Source organism: Pseudomonas sp. S9, from assembly GCF_000222125.1.
Lineage (GTDB): Bacteria > Pseudomonadota > Gammaproteobacteria > Pseudomonadales > Pseudomonadaceae > Aquipseudomonas > Aquipseudomonas segetis.
In genome coordinates this window covers 644,938-668,779 of record NZ_AFFX01000001.1, presented here as the reverse complement: position 1 = coordinate 668,779, position 23,842 = coordinate 644,938, and the positions used below count along the sequence as shown (strand labels likewise).

Annotated in this window: 17 protein-coding genes and 1 pseudogene; 12 read left to right on the top strand and 6 right to left on the bottom strand. The window is 55.3% G+C overall.

From position 1 onward, the window contains the following. Nucleotides 1–201: 201 nt before the first annotated feature. The 4 genes from PSES9_RS0103075 to PSES9_RS0103065 all read left to right on the top strand — a co-directional run bounded on the left by PSES9_RS0103075 (nt 202) and on the right by PSES9_RS0103065 (nt 3,175). Entirely contained in the window at nt 202–471 is a 270-nt protein-coding gene (locus PSES9_RS0103075; RefSeq protein WP_010483876.1) for a hypothetical protein, read from the top strand. A 209-nt stretch (nt 472–680) separates the two neighbouring features. Next, nucleotides 681–1,676 carry a GlxA family transcriptional regulator gene (locus tag PSES9_RS0103070; RefSeq protein ID WP_010483874.1) on the top strand — a complete coding sequence of 332 codons (996 nt, stop codon included), beginning with the start codon at nt 681–683 and terminating at the stop codon, nt 1,674–1,676. A gap of 85 nt (nt 1,677–1,761) precedes the next feature. Next, entirely contained in the window at nt 1,762–2,007 is a 246-nt protein-coding gene (locus PSES9_RS24450) for a DUF1272 domain-containing protein (protein ID WP_010483872.1), read from the top strand. 1 nt (nt 2,008) lies between these two features. Beyond that, nucleotides 2,009–3,175, top strand: coding sequence for an MFS transporter (locus PSES9_RS0103065; RefSeq protein ID WP_010483870.1), 1,167 nt, complete (start codon nt 2,009–2,011; stop codon nt 3,173–3,175). Between the two features lie 60 nt (nt 3,176–3,235). On the opposite strand, the gene nfuA is transcribed toward PSES9_RS0103065, so the two are convergent. Beyond that, nucleotides 3,236–3,820 (bottom strand): Fe-S biogenesis protein NfuA, encoded by a 585-nt coding sequence (nfuA, locus tag PSES9_RS0103060; protein WP_010483868.1) that lies wholly within the window; start codon nt 3,818–3,820, stop codon nt 3,236–3,238. 153 nt (nt 3,821–3,973) lie between these two features. Here nfuA and PSES9_RS22925 point away from each other — a divergent pair, with 153 nt between their 5' ends. Next, entirely contained in the window at nt 3,974–4,711 is a 738-nt protein-coding gene (locus tag PSES9_RS22925) for a DUF1223 domain-containing protein (protein WP_010483866.1), read from the top strand. A gap of 41 nt (nt 4,712–4,752) precedes the next feature. Here PSES9_RS22925 and PSES9_RS22920 read toward each other — a convergent pair. Further along, nucleotides 4,753–7,082: pseudogene (locus PSES9_RS22920) on the bottom strand (fatty acid cis/trans isomerase). A 162-nt stretch (nt 7,083–7,244) separates the two neighbouring features. Here PSES9_RS22920 and metH point away from each other — a divergent pair. After that, a complete protein-coding gene (gene metH / locus PSES9_RS0103045; protein WP_085987570.1) occupies nt 7,245–10,949 on the top strand; it encodes a methionine synthase in 3,705 nt (1,234 codons plus the stop codon). Nucleotides 10,950–11,013: 64 nt separating this feature from the next. Here metH and PSES9_RS0103040 read toward each other — a convergent pair whose 3' ends face one another. Next, nucleotides 11,014–11,316 carry a DUF1883 domain-containing protein gene (locus PSES9_RS0103040; RefSeq protein ID WP_010483862.1) on the bottom strand — a complete coding sequence of 101 codons (303 nt, stop codon included), beginning with the start codon at nt 11,314–11,316 and terminating at the stop codon, nt 11,014–11,016. A gap of 441 nt (nt 11,317–11,757) precedes the next feature. On the opposite strand from PSES9_RS0103040, the gene PSES9_RS0103035 reads away from it, so the two are divergent. Then, nucleotides 11,758–12,270 (top strand): GNAT family N-acetyltransferase, encoded by a 513-nt coding sequence (locus PSES9_RS0103035; RefSeq protein WP_010483860.1) that lies wholly within the window; start codon nt 11,758–11,760, stop codon nt 12,268–12,270. Nucleotides 12,271–12,296: 26 nt separating this feature from the next. Here PSES9_RS0103035 and PSES9_RS0103030 read toward each other — a convergent pair whose 3' ends face one another. Beyond that, nucleotides 12,297–13,226 (bottom strand): ZIP family metal transporter, encoded by a 930-nt coding sequence (locus tag PSES9_RS0103030; protein ID WP_010483858.1) that lies wholly within the window; start codon nt 13,224–13,226, stop codon nt 12,297–12,299. A gap of 140 nt (nt 13,227–13,366) precedes the next feature. Further along, on the bottom strand, nt 13,367–16,546 hold the full coding sequence (locus tag PSES9_RS0103025) for a DUF1631 family protein (protein ID WP_029529342.1): 3,180 nt from the start codon (nt 16,544–16,546) through the stop codon (nt 13,367–13,369). Nucleotides 16,547–16,719: 173 nt separating this feature from the next. Here PSES9_RS0103025 and PSES9_RS25480 point away from each other — a divergent pair, with 173 nt between their 5' ends. The 4 genes from PSES9_RS25480 (at nt 16,720) to PSES9_RS0103000 (ending at nt 20,139) form a co-directional block, all read left to right on the top strand. Continuing rightward, nucleotides 16,720–17,184 carry an OsmC family protein gene (locus PSES9_RS25480; protein ID WP_010483853.1) on the top strand — a complete coding sequence of 155 codons (465 nt, stop codon included), beginning with the start codon at nt 16,720–16,722 and terminating at the stop codon, nt 17,182–17,184. Between the two features lie 81 nt (nt 17,185–17,265). After that, nucleotides 17,266–17,484, top strand: coding sequence for a DUF2970 domain-containing protein (locus PSES9_RS0103015; protein ID WP_010483851.1), 219 nt, complete (start codon nt 17,266–17,268; stop codon nt 17,482–17,484). Nucleotides 17,485–17,999: 515 nt separating this feature from the next. Then, a complete protein-coding gene (locus PSES9_RS0103005; RefSeq protein WP_010483847.1) occupies nt 18,000–19,658 on the top strand; it encodes a nitrite/sulfite reductase in 1,659 nt (552 codons plus the stop codon). Continuing rightward, the gene (locus tag PSES9_RS0103000) at nt 19,642–20,139 is read left to right on the top strand and encodes a DUF934 domain-containing protein (RefSeq protein WP_010483845.1); all 498 of its coding nucleotides are present in this window, start codon (nt 19,642–19,644) and stop codon (nt 20,137–20,139) included. The genes PSES9_RS0103005 and PSES9_RS0103000 overlap by 17 nt, the downstream gene beginning before the upstream one ends. Before the next feature lie 67 nt (nt 20,140–20,206). Here the strand turns inward: PSES9_RS0103000 and PSES9_RS0102995 are convergent, their stop codons facing one another. Continuing rightward, entirely contained in the window at nt 20,207–20,689 is a 483-nt protein-coding gene (locus tag PSES9_RS0102995; RefSeq protein ID WP_010483843.1) for a DUF1289 domain-containing protein, read from the bottom strand. Between the two features lie 547 nt (nt 20,690–21,236). Here PSES9_RS0102995 and acnB point away from each other — a divergent pair. Continuing rightward, the gene (gene acnB / locus PSES9_RS0102990) at nt 21,237–23,837 is read left to right on the top strand and encodes a bifunctional aconitate hydratase 2/2-methylisocitrate dehydratase (RefSeq protein WP_010483841.1); all 2,601 of its coding nucleotides are present in this window, start codon (nt 21,237–21,239) and stop codon (nt 23,835–23,837) included. Nucleotides 23,838–23,842 lie beyond the last annotated feature (5 nt).

The following is a 23,842-nucleotide window of genomic DNA, read 5'->3' as shown; positions in this document are numbered from 1 at the left end:
ATTGGGCAATAAAAAACAAAAAATCTCGCGTTTTATTGCCGCCGATCAGTGCAAACACATTTTTAATGCAAAAATCCATCTTTTTTCGAACTGATATGTGACTTCCGGGTCAACACCGGTCATCAACACTGTGAAGAGTCAGTAAAGACGCGCTCTTGCTGGCTTTCACATTTTTGGGACTAACTAGGAGTCACTGACCCAATGGACGCACAATTGCGTTGCAACGAAGCACTACTGATTGTCGACCGCGCCTTCCAACCGTTCCACTGTGTGGCCTGGTCGCCACAAAACGGCTCCGACGAGCTGACACTGACTGTCCTCGACCACACCAGCACGCGCCTTCTGGGCCGTACCAAGCTGTCGAGCAGCACATACAGCAACCCTGAGCTACTGGCCAAGGTGCTTACAGAATCTCGTGAAGAGTTGAGCCGCAAAGGTTTCAACCTCGCACCTTGGAGCATGCCGGCTTAATCTTCCGCCTGCTTATCAGGCTACCGCTGCGCCGCTCAGCAATCCTTGAGCGCAGCGGTGCCTGAATGTTTGCCTGCTTCTGCCGGGAAGACCTGTTCTACATCAAGATATTTGGCAATATCTGTGGGATTACTGTCCTTGTTGCCATATAACCCTTGAGCGCACACTGTATCCATCGCTCATCGAGTCAATCTTGATCGGAACGCCCCATGGATGCGCTTAAAACAATTGCCTGCCTGATTTATCCCGACTTCATGAGCCTTGATGCAATAGGCCCATTGCAGGTCTTTGCCTCTGCCAACGTCGAACGCCAGCGCCAGGGCTTGCCTGCCTATTACCGAACCCTGCTGCTGGCTGAGCAGGCAGGTCCAATCCGCACATCCGCCGGTATCGAGGTTATTGCCGCGCAGGCACTGGATGAAATCCAGGCCAGTGAAATCGACACACTGCTGATTCCTGGTGGCATTGGCGAGCACCAGCAAGTGTGCAACCAGCGGTTACTGGACTGGTTGCGCTCGGCCGAACCACAGATCCGTAGGCTCGGCTCGGTTTGCTCCGGCGCGTTGATCCTGGCTGCCAGCGGCCTGCTTGATGGCCGTCGCGCCACTACCCACTGGGCAGACGTGGAGACCTTGCGTCGTGATCATCCGAATATCGAAGTGCTCGCTGACCAGTTGCATACCTATGACGCCCATGACACACAAGGCAATGCCCATCTGTTCACCTCGGCGGGCGTGACGGCGGGAATAGACCTTGCGCTGGCCTTGATCGAAGCGGATTTGGGCCGGGTAATCGCCTTGGCCGTTGCCCGTCGCCTGGTGATGTTTCTGCGCCGCCCTGGTGGTCAAGCACAATTCAGCGCCCTGCTCAGCCCGGAGCCAAGCCGGACACCGCGCTTGGCGGCGCTGCTTGATTGGATTCCAACCCGAATCGGTGAAGACTTGAGCCTTGAGGTTTTGGCCGCGCAAGCCTGCATGACGCCACGAACCCTGTCACGGGTGTTTATCCAGGAACTTGGCGTTGGCCCCGGCAAATACGTCGAGAAGGTCCGCCTGGAAGCCGCCCGCAATTTACTGCAGGACGCACAGGCCTCAATCAGTACCGTGTCCAGGCTCACCGGATTTGGTCACCCGGAAAACCTGCGCCGTACTTTCCAGAAGCATTTGTCAGTAAGCCCGCAGGAATATGCGCAGCGCTTTACCTGACTAGCTTGTCTTGGACACTCAGTGTCCGACCAATCCCTTGCTGATCCACCACTGATACTTCACAACCCTGAGGTAAGGACTTTTCATGCTCGAATTACGCCCAGACTGCGAATGCTGTAACCGTGATTTGCCCGGGGACAGCGATAGTGCATTTATCTGCTCCTACGAATGCACATTCTGTCAAAACTGTGCCACTGAGCGTTTACAGCTTAAATGCCCCAACTGCTCGGGTGAACTGGTGCCACGCCCGCGCCGGGCGCTTGAAACGCAGCCGCAATCGCCCCCTGAACCCGAGCGTCCAAACACAAGGCCAGCCCAGGAGGATCACTGATATGGTATTGATCACTCAAGCAACGATTGGCCGGTTATTCATTTGCCAGGCCCTGTATTGGTGCTGCTCCATGATTGGCATCACCTTGACCGCCTTGATCGGCCTACAGCTCGCGCCATTGAACATTCTCGCCACCCTGCCACTGGCGCTACTGGTGCTGGGTAACCTGTTGGCGGTTCAGCCACTGTCGTTGTACATGCAACGTCATGGTAGGCGCGCAGGCTTGCTGTTGGGTGCTGGTAGTGGCGTGCTCGGCGGCTTGATCAGCGCATGGGGCGTGTGGCTGGGAGACTTCAGCATTCTGTGCCTGGGAGCCCTGCCTATTGGTGCCTACCAGGCTTCGGCCATGTATTACCGCTTTGCCGCACTAGAAGCAGTACCCGAGTCAGCCAGAGGACGCGCCAGCGCCTATGTGATCGGTGGTGGCGTGATAGCCGCGTTGATTGCGCCCAGCCTGGCGCTTTGGTCGAAAAATGCATTGGACACACCTTTTACCGGTGCCTATCTGATGATGGCCGCCTTGGCCCTGGTTGCTGCTGGCGTACTCAGCCAATTGCCACAAGGCGCCATACCGACTGCAAGCACCGGCGGCTGGGCAGCCATGCGTGAGCTGTTGGGTCGTCCGGTGGTGCGTGCCGCTATCGCCACGACTGCCATTGGCCACGGCCTGATGATTCTGGTCATGAACGCCACACCACTGGCAATGCGCGACTGCGGTCTGTCCCTGGAAACCAGTGCACGGGTTATGCAATGGCACATGCTTGGTATGTTTCTGCCTGCATTTGTCGCCGGGCGTTTGGTCGATACGCTGGGGAGTCGGCGCGTTGCCGTGATCGGCAGCGGCGTATTGTTAGTCAGTGCGGCTATTGCCATGAGCGGTATAGCCCGCGACCAGTTCTTGATCAGCTCGTTCTTGCTTGGACTGGGTTGGAACCTGATGTTGATCGCTGGAACCACTTTGCTCGCCCAGGGGCATACACCGGCTGAGCGGGGTCATGCTCAAGGTTTGATGGAGTTGAGCAACGGTTCGGTAGCAGCGAGCGCTTCATTTGCCTCTGGTGCATTGATCAGCGCAATTGGCTGGAATGCCGTCAATATCAGCATTTTGCCGCTGATCGTCATTGTGCTTTTTATGCTGATCCCTGGTAAGCGCACGCAACTGGCCTAAGCCGTTAGGCACTCACAACAAAGGCGCCATCAAGGCGCCTTTGTTCACTGCAATCGCTGCTTAGTAGTAAGCATTTTCCTTGTTGCTGTGATCGGTCACGTCACGAACGCCCTTGAGCTCAGGGATACGCTCAAGCAGGGTCTTCTCGATACCTTCCTTGAGCGTCAGGTCAGCCTGGCCACAACCTTGGCAACCACCGCCAAATTGCAGCACGGCAATACCTTCGTCAACCACATCAATCAGGCTGACTTGGCCACCGTGGCTGGCCAGGCCCGGATTGATCTCGGTTTGCAGATAATAGTTGATGCGCTCATTGATCGGGCTGTCTTCATTGACCATCGGCACCTTGGCGTTGGGTGCCTTGATTGTCAGTTGGCCGCCCATGCGGTCAGTAGCGTAATCAACCACGGCATCTTCCAGAAACGGCTCACTTACTGCATCAATCCAGGCAGTAAAGCTGGCCAGGCCTAGCGCTGTGTCTTCAGGCTTCTGCTCACCCGGCTTGCAATAGGCAATACAGGTTTCGGCATACTGGGTGCCAGGCTGGGTAATAAATACGCGGATGCCGATGCCCGCTGTGTCCTGCTTGCTCAGCAAATCAGCTAGATAATCGTGGGCAGCGTCGGTAATAGTGATAGTGCTCATGGCAACTCCTCGCAAACATGGGTGCAGTGTACGCCAACAGGCACCATTTGATAAAGCCCGAGCATTTTTGTCGGATTAAATCCAGCTGTAACAACCCAGTCCTCCAGCCGTCCAGTCTTTATCACCACACTGGCTTAGCGGAGACACCCACCGATGAAAAAATCCTGGCAATTCTGGCCCGTCGTTTTGCTCCTGGGTTGCGCAATGGCCCAAGGCTCGGTGCAGACGCTGACCAGCGGCGAACAACCCACCAGCGTGCTGGAACTCTATACCTCTCAAGGTTGCAGCTCTTGCCCACCTGCCGAGAAATGGCTGTCATCCCTGGCCCAGTATCCTGATTTATGGACAAAGCTCATTCCCCTGGCCTTCCATGTCGACTACTGGGACTACCTGGGCTGGCAAGACCCCTTTGCCAACCAGAGCTATAGCGCCCGACAACGGGCCTATACGCGAAGCGGGGGCACCCAGTCGGTCTATACACCTGGTTTCGTTGTTGCCGGTCATGAATGGCGTGGCTGGTTTCAACATCAACCACTCACCCTACCCGAACAGCAAGAAGCCGTTGGCACATTACAACTAAGCCTTGATGACGATGACCTCAAAGTAGAATTCGAGCCTCGAAAAACGCCGCCCAAGGGGCTCCTCCTCTATGTCGCCCGCCTTGGATTTGGCATAGACACACAGATAACCAAAGGCGAGAACGCGGGCAAAACCATCAAGCACGACTTTGTCGTCCTGAGCCTGCAACAGGTCAGCGCAACCCGCGACAACCACTGGCGCACCAAGCTGCATAAGGATCCGCGCGGCGAGCGCCAGGCCGTGGTTGCCTGGCTGGGCGCACCAGGCGACCCAACGCCTTATCAAGCCGTGGGTGGCTGGATCAGCCCATAAGCCTCCATAGCCGCGCAGAGCGCCTGCGCGGCCATGATGACTCAGAGGTTCTCGTAGCGGTTCATGTCCAGCACACCCGCCTGTACTGGATCAGTTTCCTCGATATAACGCGTCAGGTCATGGAAGTAGCGCCAGAAGTCCGGATGGGTCCGGCGAACGCCCCAATGATCAACCACTTTTTCGAATGCCCCGGCATCCTTGGCCTGCTCAAGGGCGCTGACAAAGTCCGGCACCTCTTGCGCCGGTACGTTGAAGATAAAATTCGGGTAGCTGCTCATGATCCCTGGGTAGATGGTCAGGGTATCCAGCCCTGGCTCATAGCGCAGCCCTTCGCCCGCGATAAAGGCAACGTTGCTGTGCATGCGGTTGCGCAAAATGCTGTAGATATTGCGTTTGCCACCGGGCTCTTCCACCCGCAGCATTGTCGCTTCAGGTAACTGATGAATCACCTTGAGACCAGCCGCGGGCTTATTCACCAAACGGCTCAATGCTTGCTCGGCATGTTGCATCTGCGAATCGGAACTTGCCTGGTAGCAATGGCCGTCCAGGCAGCGGTTGATCGGGTCTGGCGCGACGTTCAGATCACCTGAACGCATCAGCAGTTGCTCTGCAAAATCACGCTTGGGATGCTTGGGATCAAGCGAAAGCGCGGTCTTGGTATCGGTGTCGATACCCTCGTAGTAGTTGAACCAGAGCTTCAGACGACCACTGTTGCGGTACCAGTCCTTCAATATGCCTTCGCGTGAGTCCGCTGGCATCAAGCGTAGAAAGTTCTGCTCGGCGCCGTTACGGATCAAATCAAAGTACGTAGAAAGTTCTGCTCGGCGCCGTTACGGATAAAATAAAAGTCCAGCCGTGTTTGCGCTTGATGCGAGACATTGCCGAACACATCAAAATTGACCACCAGTTGATAGTAGGTTCGCTCCAGCAGTGGATAATCCATCCACCAGATGGTTTGCGGAATGCCACCAATCAGGCCTCGGCGTACCGTCGCGCTGTCAAACTGACGAAAGATCGACAGCAGGGATTGATCATTTCCCGACCAGATATTGGACCAGCTTGGTAGTGGCGCATCTTCATAACGATCTCGACGCAGCTCTTCATACTCATTGCGCTTGTCATGATAGTCATCCCACATGCCGACCAGGCTACCGATGTCATCGAACTGGCCAGGCATCGCCAGCAAGGGAGTCGCCTCTGCGCGATATTCCGGATCGGTGATGTACAGGTCGTGCTTGGGGTCCTGGAAGAACGTCCAGAAATTATCACGTATCACATCAGTGGCAATTTGACCTCGACAGACCGGGCCACGAATAAAGGTACGGACAAAGTACTCGGCATCATCGAGCATGAATTGATAACGGGCCTCGGCCGGGATCGCCTTGTAGGTCTCGAACGGATTGGCCCTGCGCTGTGCACCGTAGCCAGGTATCGCATCGGCCGTCCAGGATGAGTCAAGGAACATCGACTTGATATGCGCCATTTTCTTGCGACTCAACGCATAGGTAATATGAGTCTTGTGCACAATGACATCAGGCACCATCGCTATGCGGTAATAAAAGTCAGTGCCTGGATCTTCGTTGGGACGGCGGGTGGCTATTGGGTCAATCGGTTTTCCGCTCGGAGTCCGTGAGCGCACCAATTGGAAAAAATGCCGGGTTTTGCCATCGTCAAAATACAAATGCGCAAGGAACAGGTGTTCGTAAAGCCAGCGCGAAACCAGCTCTTCACGCGCACCATGCTGGTTGAAGAACGCTTCCCATTCCTGCACCTGGGCTATTTCAGCTGGCGTGGCAACAGGTACTGACTTATCGACAGGCGCCCCACTGGCGAGCCAGCGTTGCAGGGTTTGGTAGTCTTCAGCTGTAAGGCCCGTCACCGCGAATGGCATGCCGACAGCGGGATTTTTTGCGGCAAACTTGTCGAAATCACCAGGCAAGGTGCATTGATTGACTCTGTTGATGCCAAGGTCAAGTTTTTCAGGCAGCTTGCTATTGGGGGCAAAGCTATTGTTGTCGTGCCCGAGCTTGAGCATGCGCGACATTAATGCAGCCTGGCTGCCTTGCTGGTCGAGTACCGAATTGAAGCCCTTGTTACGCCACTCGGTCACGGTATGGGCGTCGTAGAACAAACGCGTAGGGTCCTGGGCTTTTTTACGCGAGCCATCATATACAGGAGACTGACTGGCACCACGCTCTGCCCCTTCACCACTTTCAAGCTTGAGCTGGCAAGGTGCGTCATAGCAGGCATGGCAAGCAACGCAGTTTTTAGTGAAGATCGGCTGAATGTCTTTGCTGTAAGAAATTTGTTCGGCCGCCAGCAACGGGCTGGCCAAGGCAAAACATGCCGAGATAAATGAACGATACTGCATCACCACATCCTTATAGAGCGTTGCGGCGATTTTAGCCTCCAGCACTATTACGTGGCTATCGTCATCATCATGAATCAAATTCATGTTTATCCGTACGCGCTGCAAAAGCGTGCAGCTTTGCTATTATCGCGCCCTTCTGTATCCCGTAATTCTTAGGTATTCGTGTCCATGTCTTTGTCAGATCGTAGCGCCCGCACACTCGCTCTCCAGCAAGCCCTCAAGGATCGCATCCTGATCCTGGACGGCGGTATGGGCACCATGATCCAAAGCTACAAGCTCGAAGAACAAGATTATCGTGGCGAGCGTTTTGCCGACTGGCCGAGCGATGTCAAAGGCAATAACGACCTGCTTATCCTGAGCCGTCCTGACGTTATTGGTGCCATCGAGAAAGCCTATCTCGACGCAGGCGCCGACATTCTCGAAACCAACACCTTCAATGCCACCCGTGTATCGCAAGCCGATTACGGCATGGAGGCGTTAGCCTACGAGCTCAACGTCGAAGGGGCTCGCCTGGCGCGCCAGGTGGCCGATGCCAAGACCGCCGAGACACCGGATCGCCCAAGATTCGTTGCCGGGGTCCTCGGCCCGACCAGCCGTACCTGCTCGATTTCCCCAGACGTCAACAACCCAGGTTATCGCAACGTTACCTTCGATGTGCTGGTTGAAAACTACACCGAAGCCACCCGTGGCTTGATCGAAGGCGGCGCGGACCTGATCTTGATCGAAACCATCTTCGACACGCTCAACGCCAAAGCCGCCATCTTCGCTGTGCAGCAGGTGTATGAAGACCTGGGCGTTGAATTGCCGATCATGATCTCCGGCACCATTACTGATGCCTCAGGCCGCACCCTGTCTGGCCAAACCACTGAAGCCTTCTGGAACTCCGTGCGCCATGCCAAGCCCATTTCGGTGGGCCTGAACTGCGCCTTGGGTGCCAAGGACCTGCGCCCCTATCTGGAAGAGCTCTCCAACAAGGCTGAAACCCACGTTTCTGCCCACCCCAACGCGGGCTTGCCAAACGCTTTCGGTGAATACGACGAAACACCAGCTGAAATGGCTGCGGTGGTTGAAGAGTTTGCAGCTTCTGGCTTCTTGAACATCGTCGGCGGTTGCTGCGGTACTACGCCCGGGCATATCCAGGCGATTGCAGAAGCCGTCGCTAAATATGCACCACGCGCCCTGCCGGACATTCCCAAGGCCTGCCGCCTGTCTGGCCTTGAGCCCTTCACCATCGATCGCAACTCGCTGTTCGTCAACGTTGGCGAACGCACCAATATCACCGGCTCGGCCAAGTTTGCCCGCCTGATTCGCGAAGACAACTACACCGAAGCGCTCGAAGTCGCCCTGCAACAGGTCGAAGCCGGCGCCCAGGTGATTGATATCAACATGGACGAAGGCATGCTTGATTCAAAGCTTGCCATGGTCACCTTTCTCAACCTGATTGCCGGTGAGCCGGATATTTCGCGCGTACCTATCATGATCGACTCCTCCAAATGGGAGGTAATCGAAGCGGGCCTCAAGTGCATCCAGGGCAAAGGCATCGTTAACTCGATATCGATGAAAGAAGGTGTTGAGCAGTTCAAGCACCACGCCAAGCTGTGCAAGCGCTACGGCGCAGCCGTTGTGGTCATGGCCTTCGACGAAGATGGCCAGGCCGACACCCAGGCGCGCAAAGAAGAAATCTGCAAGCGCTCCTACGACATTCTGGTCGATGAAGTTGGCTTTCCACCGGAAGACATTATCTTCGACCCGAATATTTTCGCCATTGCCACCGGTATTGAAGAGCACAACAACTACGCTGTCGACTTTATCAATGCCTGTGCCTACATCCGCGACAACCTGCCCTATGCCCTGACTTCGGGCGGGGTATCCAATGTCTCGTTCTCATTCCGTGGCAACAACCCGGTGCGTGAAGCCATTCACTCGGTGTTCTTGTATTACGCGATCAAGAACGGCCTGAGCATGGGCATTGTCAACGCCGGGCAACTGGAGATCTACGACCAGATCCCGACCGAGTTGCGTGACGCCGTGGAAGATGTGGTCCTCAACCGCACGACCAATGGCACCGATGCCCTGCTTGCCCTGGCCGATCAATACAAGGGCGACGGCAGCGTTAAAGAAGCCGAGACCGAAGAGTGGCGTGGCCTTGCCGTGCAGCAGCGTCTTGAACATGCGCTGGTCAAGGGCATCACCGCGTTTATCGTTGAAGACACCGAGGAATTCCGCCAACAATGCGCCCGTCCGATCGAGGTGATCGAAGGTCCATTGATGAGCGGGATGAACATAGTCGGCGACCTGTTCGGCTCCGGCAAAATGTTCCTGCCGCAAGTGGTCAAGTCTGCACGCGTGATGAAGCAAGCCGTGGCCCACCTGATTCCGTTTATCGAAGCGGAAAAAGGCGACAAGCCGGAAGCCAAGGGCAAGATCCTGATGGCAACGGTCAAGGGCGACGTCCACGACATCGGCAAGAATATCGTTGGAGTGGTGCTCGGCTGTAACGGCTATGACATCGTCGACCTTGGCGTGATGGTGCCCGCCGAGAAAATCCTGCAAACCGCCATCGCCGAAAAGTGCGACATCATCGGCTTGTCCGGCTTGATCACGCCATCGCTCGATGAAATGGTCCACGTCGCCCGCGAAATGCAGCGCCAGGGCTTTACCCTGCCACTGATGATCGGCGGTGCGACCACATCCAAAGCCCATACTGCGGTGAAGATCGAACCCAAGTACCAGAATGATGCCGTGGTCTATGTGACCGACGCCTCGCGCGCCGTGGGCGTTGCGACCCAGTTGCTGTCCAAAGAACTAAAGACCGCATTCGTTCAAAATACCCGTGAAGATTACGCCGTGGTTCGTGAGCGCACAGCCAATCGCAGCGCCCGCACCGAGCGCCTGAGCTACAGCGAAGCCATCGCCAGGAAGCCACAATTCGACTGGGCCAGCTATCAACCGACAGTGCCGACGTTCACCGGCGTCAAGGTTTTGGAAGATATCGACCTGGCGGTGCTGGCTGAGTTTATCGACTGGACGCCGTTCTTCATTTCCTGGGATCTGGCGGGCAAATACCCGCGCATTCTCACCGATGAAGTCGTCGGTGAGGCCGCCACTGCGCTCTTTGCCGATGCCCAGGAAATGCTCAAGAAACTGATCGATGAAAAACTGATCAGCGCCCGCGCCGTACTCGGCTTCTGGCCAGCCAGCCAGGTGCAAGACGACGACCTGGAGATTTATGGCGATGATGGCCAACCGCTGGCCAAGCTGCATCACCTGCGCCAGCAGACCATCAAGCCTGACGACAAGCCCAACCTTTCACTTGCCGACTTTGTCGCTCCCAAAGAGTCCGGCGTGCAGGACTATATCGGTGGATTTATCACCACGGCGGGAATTGGCGCAGAAGAAGTGGCCAAGGCCTACCAGGATAAAGGCGACGACTACAACTCGATCATGGTCAAGGCGCTGGCTGATCGACTGGCCGAGGCCTGCGCAGAATGGCTGCACCAGCAAGTGCGTAAAAACTACTGGGGCTACGACCCAGAAGAGCAGTTGAGCAATGAAGAACTGATCAAGGAGGCCTACAAAGGCATCCGCCCTGCTCCAGGTTATCCGGCCTGCCCCGACCATACCGAGAAAGGCACCCTGTTTGACCTGCTCAATGATAACCAGCAGAGCGGCGTGTTCCTCACCGAACACTATGCCATGTTCCCTGCGGCCTCGGTCAGCGGCTGGTATTTTGCCCACCCACAAGCGCAGTACTTTGCTGTCGGCAAGATTGATAAAGACCAGGTCGAAAGCTACACCGCACGCAAACAACAAGACCTGCGCACAACCGAGCGCTGGCTTGCCCCAAACCTGGGTTATGACGACTAGGTTTGACTGCACCTCAGCCACAAAGAAGCCCGCAATTGCGGGCTTCTTTGTGCTTGACGCCAACTTAGCTGAACTTTGACTCGGAACGACGAACCAGTTTGATCGAGTGCTTAAGCGTAGGCTTGCGCGTCACGCTGATCGCCTTGCGCGAAACGGTATCAATCGTAATATTCCAGAAGCCAGTGCTCGGCACAGTGATGCGCACCGGGAACTTATCGAACGCGCCACCATGATAGGTGTGACGCCCGCCGTTTTTGAAACTGCGGAAATTCGCGTCGTTCATCAGGCGGATATTGCAGGTTTGTGAACACTCGATAACGACCAGGTCGTCTTCATTGAGATGTTCACGCTGATGTATAAATTTCATCGACCGCTCCACGCAGCTGTATGCAAACCAGTGACTAGTATATAGCCTGCACTGCCTAACCACTCTCTGAAAATCTCTGTACGCAGCCTGCATTGATGGATTCAGTGCATTTTGCGCTCATGATTGTGCTACAGAACCCGGAACAAACCGCTAAACTAAAGGGCCATTGCAACTGCCCAGGCCCGTGGCTTGTCCCTGAATACTGTTTATCTAGCGTTGCTGATGTTGTGCGTTATGGCGTCAGCATCAGGCCGTGGCAGACAACAGCCAATTAACCGACGAGCAACTGGATAGCGCTTACCCAAGGCTTGAAGCAGCTGAAACAGCCGGATGGATTGACGGATCACGCGCCTTGCTAGCCCTGTGTGGTTATCATGGACGCTATCACAGATGCCAACGCCCCCGCCGCTTGATAAACCATTGCTGCTAACAGACTGCCAAATGTTGATTCGTGTACTAAAGCCCGCTGATGCCCACGCCTACAGATCCTTGATGCTGGCCGCCTACAGTGCCCATCCGGATGCCTTTTCCTCGACCCGCCACGAGCGTGAAAAGAAATCCCTGGCATGGTGGCAAGCTCGCCTGACTGATACCAAACAGCCAGGCTCGGTGGTTCTTGGGGCGCATGACGATACAGGCGCGCTATGCGCAGTGGTCGGCGTATCCTTCAAAAGCCAAGAGAAAACACGGCATAAAGCCACATTATTTGGCTTGTACGTTGCCCAGGACCATCGTGGGCAGGGCCTTGGCCGAAGCCTTGTTGAACAGGCGCAACAGCTGGCAAGCAAGCGCGGTGGCATCAAGCTGATGCAACTCACCGTCAGCGAGACCAACCCCGCCGCCATTGCGCTGTATCGCAGTTGTGGCTTTGAGCAATTCGGCCTGGAGTCGATGGCAATAGCACTGGCTGACCGTTATATCAGCAAGCTGCATATGGTATGCCTGATTGACTGACGCTTGATTAACGACTCACCCCGGCATCACCCCAGAGCAGTATCAAGAAACATCATCAAGGCAAAACCGCCCATCAATCCCAGCGTCGCACTGGTTTGATGACCGTTGCGGTGGGTTTCCGGAATAATTTCATGGGATACAACGAATAACATGGCGCCTGCCGCCAAACTCAGGCTGATCGGGTAAGCCAAGGCATAGCCACTGGAAATACCCACGCCAATCAAAGCACCAATGGGTTCCATCAAGCCGGTTGCAATTGCGACCAACGCGGCAGTAAGCGTCGACAGCCCAGTGGTACGCAGCGCCAGGGCTACGGCCAGGCCCTCGGGTATGTCCTGGATCGAAATGGCACTGGCCAGTGGAATGCCGACACTCAGATCGCCGCCAGCAAAACCGACACCCATGGCCATGCCTTCTGGCAAGTTATGCAACGTAATTGCAAATATGAACAACCAGACCCTGTTGATTCGCTCTGCGTTGGGCCCGCAAGGCCCGGTGCTTTCATGCTCGTGCGGGGTAAAGTGGTCCAGGCCGAGCATCAATAGCGTTCCAAGCCCCAGCCCAAGCACCACGGTTGCAGCCGATAAAATGCTACTGCCGGTTATATCTTTTGCGGCGTCCAGCCCAGGAAGAATGAGCGAAAATGAACTGGCCGCAAGCATCATCCCGGCAGCAAAGCCAAGCATGCTGTCCTGGGTACGGTTGCTTATTTGTTTAAGCGCAACGGCCAATACAGCGCCAAACCCTGTTGCCACAAAGCCTGCTCCGCCGGCATAGAATGCATAGCGCAGACGCTCGGTATGCTCAGCATCGGCCGCACTGAACACAGCACTGACCAGCAGGTATACAACCGCCAGTACCGCACCAAAAAAACCAGCCGTTACCCAAGGATTTGCCTGGGCTTGAGCAAGCCAGGCAGCCCGAAAGTTCGCATAGTCGGCTTGCGTTGAATCCATAGCAGTCAGCCCCCTGAAATTGAATGCTTACTATCTATGCGCGGGACTGCCTATACAAGGGTAAGGCGCTTATTACCACGATAGATGAAAAGCATCATGGGCTGGGGCCAACAGGCAATACCTGCCCACAATGCACACGGCTATGCATCAGCCAGTAAACCAACAAAGCTTCTTGGCATTTGCACTCCATAGCCTTGGACATAGTCCACGCCTATGTCGATCAATAGCTCGCGGATTTGTTGATTCTCAACGTATTCGGCCACGGTAACGCGACCCAACGTATGGGCCAGATCATTGATTGAACGAACCATCGCCAGATCGCTGGATGAATGAGCGATCTCACGCACAAAACTGCCATCAATTTTTACGATATCGACTGGCAAGCGCTTGAGATAATCAAACGAGGAGAAACCAACGCCAAAATCATCCAGCGCGAACGAACAGCCAAGCCTTTGCAAGCGACGCACCAGGTCTGCAACATTGGCCAGGTTGGCAACCGCCGTGGTTTCCGTAATTTCAAAGCAAATGCGCTGCGGCGCGACCTCGTAGCGCTCAAACAACTCCTCGACAAAAGCTAGCAAGCCGCCATCATTCAAACTGTTGCCTGATAAGTTGATCGAGATCGAAGAACAGCGCTGCCACAGATCCGGGGCTTTTTCGAGCTGGCTAAATGCCTGTTCAAGCACCCAGCGATCAACCTTGGCCATTCGGTTATAGCGTTCGGCAGCCGCTATAAAATCTTCGAGTGGCAGGGCGTTTTCCCTTACCAGCAACAACTCGTAGTGAGGAAGTTGACGGGCATTGATGTCAGTCGTAGCAATCTGTTGAACCCTTAGCGAGAGCTCTTCACACCTGATGATCTGATCAATCCGTGCCGCGATCGCCAACAACCCCACTCGTTCATCATCAGCCGGAACACTATAGCGATGGACCCGGTTACGACCTGATTCCTTTGCGTGATTGCTCGCCGCATACAGGTTGCTCAACACACTGGCTACATCATGGCTTTCGGCGTTGCTGACGATGCCAATACTCAGGGTTACGGTATGGCTGTGCCCTTGCCAGTCGAACACTTCGTTTTCTATGCCTGCCCGTAGTTTCTCTGCCAGCACCGAGGCGCTGTCCTCATCACATTGCGGGATCATTGCAGCAAACTCGACTCCATCCAGGCGTGCAAGCACGCCTTGTTCGGGCAACATGCGCTGTAGTGCCTGGGCTACATGCTTGAGACACGCATCACCAGCCACCAAGCCCAGATGGCTATTCAAGACACTGAACTGGTCAATCTGCGCGAGCAAATAACTCACCCTGACTTCACTGGACAAGCTTTTGGCTACCACGGCTTCAAAACTTCGCCGATTGAGCAAGCCGGTCAGCTCATCGTGACTTCGCGCATGGCTGATTTCACGATACAGCCGGCCCACAATGCCTTGCAGTGCGCGCTGGACAATCCCTTGATCACCGTCGTCATTTTGCGCAATCAACAACAGTCCTTCAGAGACGAGCTCGCTCAGCTCGGCGATTGTCAAATGGCTCACCTCGACGCCTTTCTTATCAACCAGCACATATTGGTCTTTTTGCGAGCTACGCCATACCAACTGCAATGGCTGGCCATCCGCATTTTCCAGCCAGTCGCCTTCCTCAAGGCTTTCAAGGGACGCCTGCCAACGCTGTAATTGCGGGGGCACTTGTGAGCGGGGTATTTCAGGCGTATCCAGCTCGCCCAGCTCCACCTCGCGCCCAGCCAGCATCTGCTGGAGCATCGTTTCAAGTATCAGTTTGCAATTGGCATTGGCTATACCAAACTCGTCGAGCTTGCGCCCCATGGTGGAGAGCAGATGATCAACCTCCAGGCTGCGCTTACGTCTTTCTGACTCGTTTCTATGGGTACTTGAAGACAGCAGATATTCTGCCAGCAAGCGGGTCAGCTCCAGATCAGCACGCCATTGATCCTCAACATCGGCCCGTATGAACCTGTACACCAACAAGTCACGCCAGCCAGCTTGCAGCCATTGCAGCAACAACTTTGGCGGCCGAGCACCAAGCACCTCAGTCAACCCTAGAGAAACGCTGCGCCTGGCATTAAGCAAGGCTTCTTGCCCGCGATAGAGCTCCGCCACACGTTCGACACTGCGCCGGTATGCGCGCTGTTGAACCTCAAGCAGCTCGTCCAGTTCAGCATCAATGCTGGAGAATGAAAGGTTATTGCCCTGGTAGTGGGTCACCAGGCAGTCGATCAGGACCTCAAGGCGCGCCTCCAGCAACGGTTCGGATAGCTCTGCCAGCGACAGCAAGCGGTCAAGCGTAGCGCGTACAGGGTGGTGCTTATCCGAGATGGCGGCAGGTTCTCTGAGCGTTGCATCCAACACCGGCAAAAGAAGCTTGTTCAATGCAGGCTTTAACGAGTCGGCCATGGCCTGTTCATGTTGCAATGACTGAAACACCCCACTGACCAGATGGGTGTCTTCGCGTTGACGCTCATTGAGGTAGAAACCGTTGCTCTCGAAATACTTAAGCAGGCTATCGGCTGTCCAGCCTTGCGCCGGCGGCGGGCACAGCAACAGGCGCTCAAGAACATCACGCTGGATGGGACTGACCGCCACCTCCTCAGCCTGCTTGAACTCAGCATTGTCGCTATCCAGGCTATCGACCCGATAATCAGCATCGCGCCCTTGCTGGACCGGGAGCATCGGTTCAGGCAAAAGCGGCGTTATCTGATGCCGATCAAACGCTGTGGCGAGCGCCGTGTAATAGGCAACTAATGACGCTGGTAGAACCGCACACATTTGCGTAAAAAACACATGACGAACAGCTTCATCGCCCTCACTCAGGCTCAATGCCTTGAGCCAGTGAAGAACTAAATAGTCGAGGGAAAATGGATTCTCGGCATTAGCAACATGCTGTCCAACCATCCGACTGAAACAGCCGCAGAGGTTAAACTCCTGCTCGGCCAAGGTCTCACGAAGATGACTCGCAAGGGCATTGGCCAGCAACTGGTCTTCTACGTCCGAAAATTCAAGCAACGCCAGCTCTTGCTCACCCATCAGGGCCTGTCGGGCAGAACTGGGCTTTCGCAACAGGGCACTGTGAATACTGCTGACGCATTCACGTATCGACCGCGCACCTTGAAACTTGCAAAGCTTATAAGCCTCTTCAAAGGCTTGCGCCTCCTGATTGGAGAGCGCCTGTGAGGATTTGTCCTTGAGCGCCGCCCTCAGAGCCCCAAGCACTTGATCGAGCGCTTGAGGCAGCCGAATCTTTACAATGGAACTGAGCACACTTGTAAGCGCAAGCGATGAAGTATTTGATGTCAAACACATGCCTCCTGCATGAGATTGCTTCCCTGCCGAGACCACTCGTTGCTTTTACGTTAAGCACCGAGCTGCCTTTCTAGCTGACGAGCATGTACAGGCATAAATATCTTGGAGCATTATGCCGGCTCCCCTAGTCTATGACTTAACACCTACTTCATGGTTCGTATAGAGGCGTTCAAATGGCGGAATACACAGCTAAAGTTATGTGGACCAGAGGCTCTCAAAGCTTCTTGGATAATCGCTACAGTCGAGCCCATAGCTGGCAATTTGATGGTGGCACGCAGGTGCCCGCATCCTCCTCCCCGCATGTTGTGCCATTGCCCTATTCCGATCCCGCTGCAGTCGACCCTGAAGAGGCATTTGTCGCCTCGTTATCGAGCTGCCACATGCTTTGGTTTTTAGCTATCGCCGCCAAACAAGGCTTTGCTATTGATCAGTACGAAGACAATCCGGTCGGGGTCATGGCCAAGGACGCACAGGGCCGAATGGCCATGACACAGGTAACCCTGTACCCACGGGTGACATTTACCGATAACAATCCAACCCCGGAGCAACTTGGCACACTGCATCACCAAGCCCATGAGCAATGCTTTATCGCCAACTCCGTGATCACTGCCGTGGACTGCAAGCCTGTGCTCGCTTGAACGCCCATTTGCTCAAGCATGACAGCACGCGCCAATAAACGGCTAAACTGAAGGCCACACACTCATGAACAGGGAACCCTTATGAGTGACAATCAAGATGACAAGCCGCTGACCATCTGGGAAATGCTGCAAAGCGTTTTCGCCGCCGCATTTGGCGTTCAGAGCGGTAAGAACCGGAGTCGCGACTTCAGTCGCGGCAAGCCGAGCCAGTTTATTATCCTGGGGCTGCTGTTCACGGCGGGCTTTGTTTTGTTGATCGCAGCCATAGTGCAACTGGTGCTGTACTTTGCCGGTGTATGAGCTGCGAGCGAGACAGGCCGGGGCATAAAACAAGCCGCACAGGAGTGCGGCTTGTTGTCATGTGCTCGCCTTGGCAGGCCTATTGATGGCTGACCCAATACACGGCGGTCGCCACGGCAATAACGATCAAGGCAAAAATAGCCTTGGCGTCGATAGCACTGTCGGCCGGATCTGGCTCTGTTTGATCATTCATAGGCACCCCCTCGCAGTTATTATGATTGTGGCTGTACGCCTTGAGTAAAGACCAGGTATGCGACTTGCTCAAGAGCTGTGGTTATGCATGCCTCGTCACTTAGAGCTTTAAGTTCTTTCCATATATTGAAACATCACTTTTGCGCATAACCCTGAACTGGTATCTTCCATCGCCTCCGTATGGAGTGCGCGGCCGTGCGCGCAGTTTTGCTGTAAATGGCTATTTATGCATTGCGCTAAATGGGTTGACCGAACAACTGTCGTCTTAATTGCCGGCGGCAAAACATAAATAGAAGCTATGCAGCCTGATAACAGGACCCGTCATGTACGTTTACGACCAGTACGATCAAACCATCATCGAGGACCGCGTCAAGCAGTTCCGTGATCAAACACGCCGTTACCTGGCTGGCGAACTGAGCGAGGCTGAGTTCCGCCCGTTGCGCCTGCAAAACGGTCTGTATATCCAGCGCTACGCGCCAATGCTGCGTATTGCGGTTCCCTATGGCCTGCTCTCTTCAAAGCAAGTGCGCAAGCTGGCAGACATCGCCCGCAACTACGACAAAGGCTATGCGCACATCAGCACCCGCCAGAACGTGCAGTTCAACTGGTGTGAACTGGAAGACATCCCAGAGATCCTTGCTGAGTTGTCGACCGTGCAAATGCATGCCATCCAAACCAGCGGCAACTGCATTCGCAACACCACCACCGACCAGTTCGCCGGTGTTGCCAAGGACGAAATCATCGATCCTCGCCCATGGTGCGAGATCATCCGTCAGTGGTCGACATTCCATCCGGAATTCGCCCATCTGCCGCGTAAGTTCAAGATTGCCGTCAACGGCGCCGTCAGCGACCGTGCAGCGATTGAAGTACATGATATTGGCCTTGAAGCGGTCAACAACGAAGTCGGTGAGCTGGGCTTTCGCGTATCCGTAGGTGGCGGCCTGGGACGTACGCCCATTGTCGGCAGCTTCATCAATGAGTTCCTGCCTTGGCAGCACTTGATCAGTTACCTGGATGCCATCCTGCGTGTCTATAACCGCTATGGCCGTCGTGACAACAAGTACAAGGCACGCATCAAGATCCTGGTCAAGGCACTGACCCCAGAAGTCTTTGCCGAGCGTGTCAATGCCGAATGGGCACACCTCAAGGATGGGCCAACCACCCTGACCGAGGCAGAAGTCCAGCGTGTCGCGGCACATTTCGTCGACCCGGACTACAAGACCCTGCAAGACCAGGACGCCGAACTGGCCGCCCTTGACGCCGAGCATCCTGGCTTTGCCCGCTGGCGCCAGCGCAACACCTTTGCCCACAAAAAGCCGGGCTATGTTGCGGTCACCCTGTCGCTCAAGCCAACAGCCGTTGCGCCTGGCGACCTGACCGACAAGCAGCTCGATGCCGTTGCCGACCTTGCTGATCGCTACAGTTTCGGCGAAGTGCGCAACAGCCATAACCAGAACATTATCCTGGCCGACATAGAACAAGCCCAGCTTTTCACCCTCTGGGGTGAGCTGCGCGAAAAGGGTTTTGCCACGCCAAACGTTGGCCTGCTGACCGATATCATCTGCTGCCCGGGCGGCGACTTCTGCTCGCTGGCCAACGCCAAGTCGATCCCGATCGCCGAAGCCATTCAGCGTCGTTTCGATGACCTCGACTACCTGTTCGATATTGGTGAAATCGACCTCAATATCTCAGGCTGCATGAACGCTTGTGGCCATCACCACGTAGGTCACATCGGCATCCTGGGTGTGGACAAGAAAGGCGAAGAGTTCTACCAGGTTTCACTCGGCGGCAGCTCTGGCCGTGACGCCAGCCTGGCCAAGATTCTCGGCCCGGCATTTGCGCAAGATGACGTGGCAGGCGTGATCGAGAAAATCATCAATGTCTACGTCGAAAAGCGTGACGATGAAGAAAGCTTCCTCGACACCTTCCGCCGTGTCGGTGTGGACCCGTTTAAGGAGCGCGTATATGCAGCGAATAATTAAGAACGGCCAGATCATCGACGAAACCTGGCATCTGCTGCCTAAAGACGCGACGCTCGAGGGCTTGTCAAACTGTGACGACCTGATCGTACCGTTGGAGCTGTGGTCCGAGCATGCCCATGCCCTCAAGGCCCGCGATGGCGGCCTGGGTGTTTGGCTCGAAGCCGGTGAAGAGATCGAAGAGATTGCCGACCAACTGGATAACTTCCAGGTCATTGCCCTGAATTTCCCAGCCTTCACCGATGGCCGCCACTCCTCGACGGCTTATATGCTGCGCACGCGTTATGGCTACAAAGGTGAAATTCGCGCCATCGGTGACGTACTGCGTGATCAACTGTTCGCCCTGCGCCGTTGCGGCTTTGATGCCTTCGCCCTGCGTGAAGACAAAGACCCGCAAGATGCCCTGCAAGCCTTTACTGAATATTCAGAGGTTTATCAGGCATCGAGCGATCAGCCTTTGCCATTGTTCCGCCGCCGTGCTTGATCGCGGCTTAACGCGGTAAAACAAAAAGCCCGACGCAGTGATGCATCGGGCTTTTTTACGACGCAATTTAAGGCTTTGGCTCGACGCTCAATGCATCACTGAGAAAGCCCGGGGCGATATAGCGCTCATAGTGCGCCTCGGAAAGAATGAAGAACTCACGATCAATGGCGTCGCGCAACTCCGGCAGCGACCAGTTGCGAAACTCGGGCAGCAACGCCATGCCGTATGCTTCGAGCTGGTTGATCACGCGCGCGCCCCGGGCGATCAACTGATAAGCCCAGCAATAAGGCGACTGATTAGGCACAAAGCGAATCTGGCGCTGGACCAGCTGATCCCGTAATCGCATTGCATCAAACACTTCGACCTTAGCCTCCATGACCTGTACCAACAGCACCTCCAGACGCTGCCATACAGCTTGCTTGGCTTGCTCATCGTAGCCATTCCAGGCAATCACCTCATGATGAAAACGCTTGCAGCCACGGCACACAAGGTCGCCATAGACCGTCGAACACAGGCCAACACAGGGCGTTTTAATCGGCTGACTGGACATAACAAAAACAAGATTCACATGACTAACAGGCGGGCATATTAGCCCTTTGTCCAAGTCAGTTCACCCATGAAAAACTGTGTGAATAGATGTTTTTCTAAAAAGCCGTTTCAGGCAAAAGATGACAAAACGGCCATTATCCAGACTCACAAGACCCAAAAATGGGCTTGGAGAAGGCTTTTAGGAGGCTTTTGATTGTTTTTTGTACAAACATGCAGAATCAAGGCTTTAGCTTAACTTTACTTGCGCTTTCCAGTAGAATCGTCGGGCCTTTTATAGGCACCAAAGTCCGTTGGAAGCTGTTTTCAAAGCGTCACGAGCACAGTTAATCCTGCAGGTACGATGTTGGCACCGCTATTTGGTTACCCCAAATACTGGTGCCAGCCCTCATCGATCTCGTCCTGCCGGCGTAAAACTTTGAAAGCAGCTTCTGGAAGAAATCCCTGAAATCTCGGCTGATTGGCCCATAAAGCCTTTACAGCGCTTGATTCGGTGCTTTCTGGATATGCGTCCCGGACAGAATTTGGGACCACTGATGAGGGTAATAACTGTGCTTGAAGCCTATCGCAAACACGTAGCAGAGCGTGCCGCTCAGGGTATCGTGCCCCAGCCGCTGAACGCCGAACAAACTGCAGGTCTTGTTGAACTGCTGAAAAACCCGCCTGCTGGCGAAGAAGAATTCCTCGTCGACCTGATCACCAATCGCGTACCACCAGGGGTGGACGAAGCAGCCTACGTCAAGGCTGGTTTCCTCTCCGCTGTCGCCAAGGGTGAAGCAACCTCCCCCCTGATTGACAACAAGCGTGCAGTCGAACTGCTGGGCACCATGCAAGGCGGCTACAACATCGCCACCCTGGTTGAACTGCTCGAAGACGCGACCTTGGGTGCTGTTGCCGCCGAACAACTGAAGCACACCTTGCTGATGTTCGACGCGTTCCACGACGTAGCTGAAAAAGCTAAGGCAGGCAACGCCAACGCTAAAGCTGTGCTGCAGTCCTGGGCAGAAGGCGAATGGTTCACCAAACGCGCCCCGATCGCCGAGAAATACAGCCTGAGCGTGTTCAAGGTTACCGGCGAAACCAACACCGACGACCTGTCTCCGGCGCCTGACGCCTGGTCACGTCCAGACATCCCGCTGCACGCCCTGGCCATGTTGAAAATGGCTCGCGACGGCATCGTGCCTGAGCAACAAGGCGTGACTGGCCCACTGAAGCAGATCGAAGAGATCCGCGCTGCTGGCTTCCCAGTTGCCTATGTGGGCGACGTTGTCGGTACCGGCTCATCGCGTAAATCCGCAACCAACTCGGTATTGTGGTTCTTCGGCGACGACATCCCTTACGTGCCGAACAAGCGCGCAGGCGGTTTCTGCTTCGGTAACAAGATTGCGCCTATCTTCTACAACACCATGGAAGATGCTGGCGCCCTGCCGATCGAGTTCGACGTTACCAACATCGCCATGGGCGACGTGATCGACGTCTATCCGTACGCCGGTAAAGTGTGCAAGCACGGCACTGACGAAGTTATCACCACCTTCGAACTGAAAACCCCTGTGCTGCTCGACGAAGTTCGTGCAGGCGGCCGCATTCCGTTGATCGTGGGTCGTGGTTTGACCGACAAGGCACGTGCTGAGTTGGGTCTTCCACCTGCTGACCTGTTCAAGAAACCTGAGCAGCCAGCCGACAGCAACAAAGGCTTCACCCTGGCGCAGAAGATGGTTGGCAAGGCTTGCGGCGTAGCAGGCGTGCGTCCAGGCACTTACTGCGAACCCAAGATGACCACCGTCGGCTCGCAAGACACCACAGGTCCAATGACCCGTGATGAACTGAAAGACCTGGCATGCCTGGGCTTCTCCGCCGACCTGGTGTTGCAGTCGTTCTGCCACACTGCGGCTTATCCGAAGCCGATCGATGTGACCACTCACCACACCCTGCCTGACTTCATCCGCACTCGCGGTGGTGTCTCGCTGCGTCCTGGTGACGGCATCATCCACAGCTGGCTGAACCGCATGCTGCTGCCGGATACCGTTGGCACTGGTGGTGACTCGCACACCCGTTTCCCAATGGGCATTTCGTTCCCGGCAGGTTCGGGCCTGGTTGCATTCGCAGCAGCTACCGGCGTTATGCCACTGGATATGCCGGAATCCATCCTGGTTCGTTTCAAGGGCAAAATGCAGCCTGGTATCACCCTGCGTGACCTGGTCCATGCAATCCCTTACTACGCTATCCAGAAAGGCCTGCTGACTGTTGAGAAGAAAGGCAAGATCAACGCCTTCTCCGGCCGCATCCTCGAGATCGAAGGTCTCGACGAACTGACCGTTGAACAAGCGTTCGAACTGTCTGACGCCTCCGCAGAGCGCTCCGCTGCTGGTTGCACCATCAAGATGCCGGAAAAGGCAATTGCCGAATACCTGCAGTCGAACATCACCCTGCTGCGCTGGATGATCAGCGAAGGCTACGGCGACGCACGCACCATGGAACGTCGCGCTCAAGCGATGGAAGCATGGCTGGCCAACCCTGAACTGATGAGCGCTGATGCTGACGCCGAATACGCTGAAATCATCGAAATCGACCTGTCAGAGCTGAAAGAACCCGTTCTGTGCGCACCAAACGACCCGGACGATGCTCGTCTGCTGTCGACTGTTCAGGGCGAGAAGATCGACGAAGTGTTCATCGGCTCGTGCATGACCAACATTGGTCACTTCCGCGCTGCTGGCAAGCTGCTGGATAAAGTCAAAGGTGGCATTCCGACTCGTCTGTGGCTGTCGCCGCCGACCAAGATGGACGCTCACCAGCTGACTGAAGAAGGCTACTACGGCATCTTCGGCAAGGCTGGCGCACGTATGGAAATGCCGGGCTGCTCGCTGTGCATGGGTAACCAGGCACGTGTAGAGGCCAACTCCACCGTGGTTTCCACTTCGACGCGTAACTTCCCGAACCGCCTGGGTGATGGCGCCAACGTGTACCTGGCCTCTGCCGAACTGGCTGCGGTCGCTGCAATCACCGGCAAACTGCCGACGGTTGAAGAGTACATGGCGTATGCGAAAGACATCGACAGCATGGCTGCCGACGTTTATCGCTACCTGAGCTTCGACCAGATCGCTGAGTTCCGCGAAGCCGCTGCGAACGCCAACATCCCGGTCGTTCAAGCCTAAGCGTT

Bases quoted from the DNA above. Each gene is read 5' to 3' on its own strand.
- PSES9_RS0103075 (WP_010483876.1), top strand. From the start codon at position 202: ATGGACGCACAATTGCGTTGCAACGAAGCACTACTGATTGTCGACCGC.
- PSES9_RS0102995 (WP_010483843.1), bottom strand. From the start codon at position 20,689: ATGTCCAGTCAGCCGATTAAAACGCCCTGTGTTGGCCTGTGTTCGACG.
- PSES9_RS0103000 (WP_010483845.1), top strand. From the start codon at position 19,642: ATGCAGCGAATAATTAAGAACGGCCAGATCATCGACGAAACCTGGCAT.
- PSES9_RS0103005 (WP_010483847.1), top strand. From the start codon at position 18,000: ATGTACGTTTACGACCAGTACGATCAAACCATCATCGAGGACCGCGTC.
- PSES9_RS0103065 (WP_010483870.1), top strand. From the start codon at position 2,009: ATGGTATTGATCACTCAAGCAACGATTGGCCGGTTATTCATTTGCCAG.
- PSES9_RS25480 (WP_010483853.1), top strand. From the start codon at position 16,720: ATGGCGGAATACACAGCTAAAGTTATGTGGACCAGAGGCTCTCAAAGC.
- PSES9_RS24450 (WP_010483872.1), top strand. From the start codon at position 1,762: ATGCTCGAATTACGCCCAGACTGCGAATGCTGTAACCGTGATTTGCCC.
- PSES9_RS0103030 (WP_010483858.1), bottom strand. From the start codon at position 13,226: ATGGATTCAACGCAAGCCGACTATGCGAACTTTCGGGCTGCCTGGCTT.
- PSES9_RS0103025 (WP_029529342.1), bottom strand. From the start codon at position 16,546: ATGTGTTTGACATCAAATACTTCATCGCTTGCGCTTACAAGTGTGCTC.
- PSES9_RS0103070 (WP_010483874.1), top strand. From the start codon at position 681: ATGGATGCGCTTAAAACAATTGCCTGCCTGATTTATCCCGACTTCATG.
- PSES9_RS22925 (WP_010483866.1), top strand. From the start codon at position 3,974: ATGAAAAAATCCTGGCAATTCTGGCCCGTCGTTTTGCTCCTGGGTTGC.
- PSES9_RS0103035 (WP_010483860.1), top strand. From the start codon at position 11,758: ATGTTGATTCGTGTACTAAAGCCCGCTGATGCCCACGCCTACAGATCC.
- nfuA (WP_010483868.1), bottom strand. From the start codon at position 3,820: ATGAGCACTATCACTATTACCGACGCTGCCCACGATTATCTAGCTGAT.
- PSES9_RS0103040 (WP_010483862.1), bottom strand. From the start codon at position 11,316: ATGAAATTTATACATCAGCGTGAACATCTCAATGAAGACGACCTGGTC.
- PSES9_RS0103015 (WP_010483851.1), top strand. From the start codon at position 17,266: ATGAGTGACAATCAAGATGACAAGCCGCTGACCATCTGGGAAATGCTG.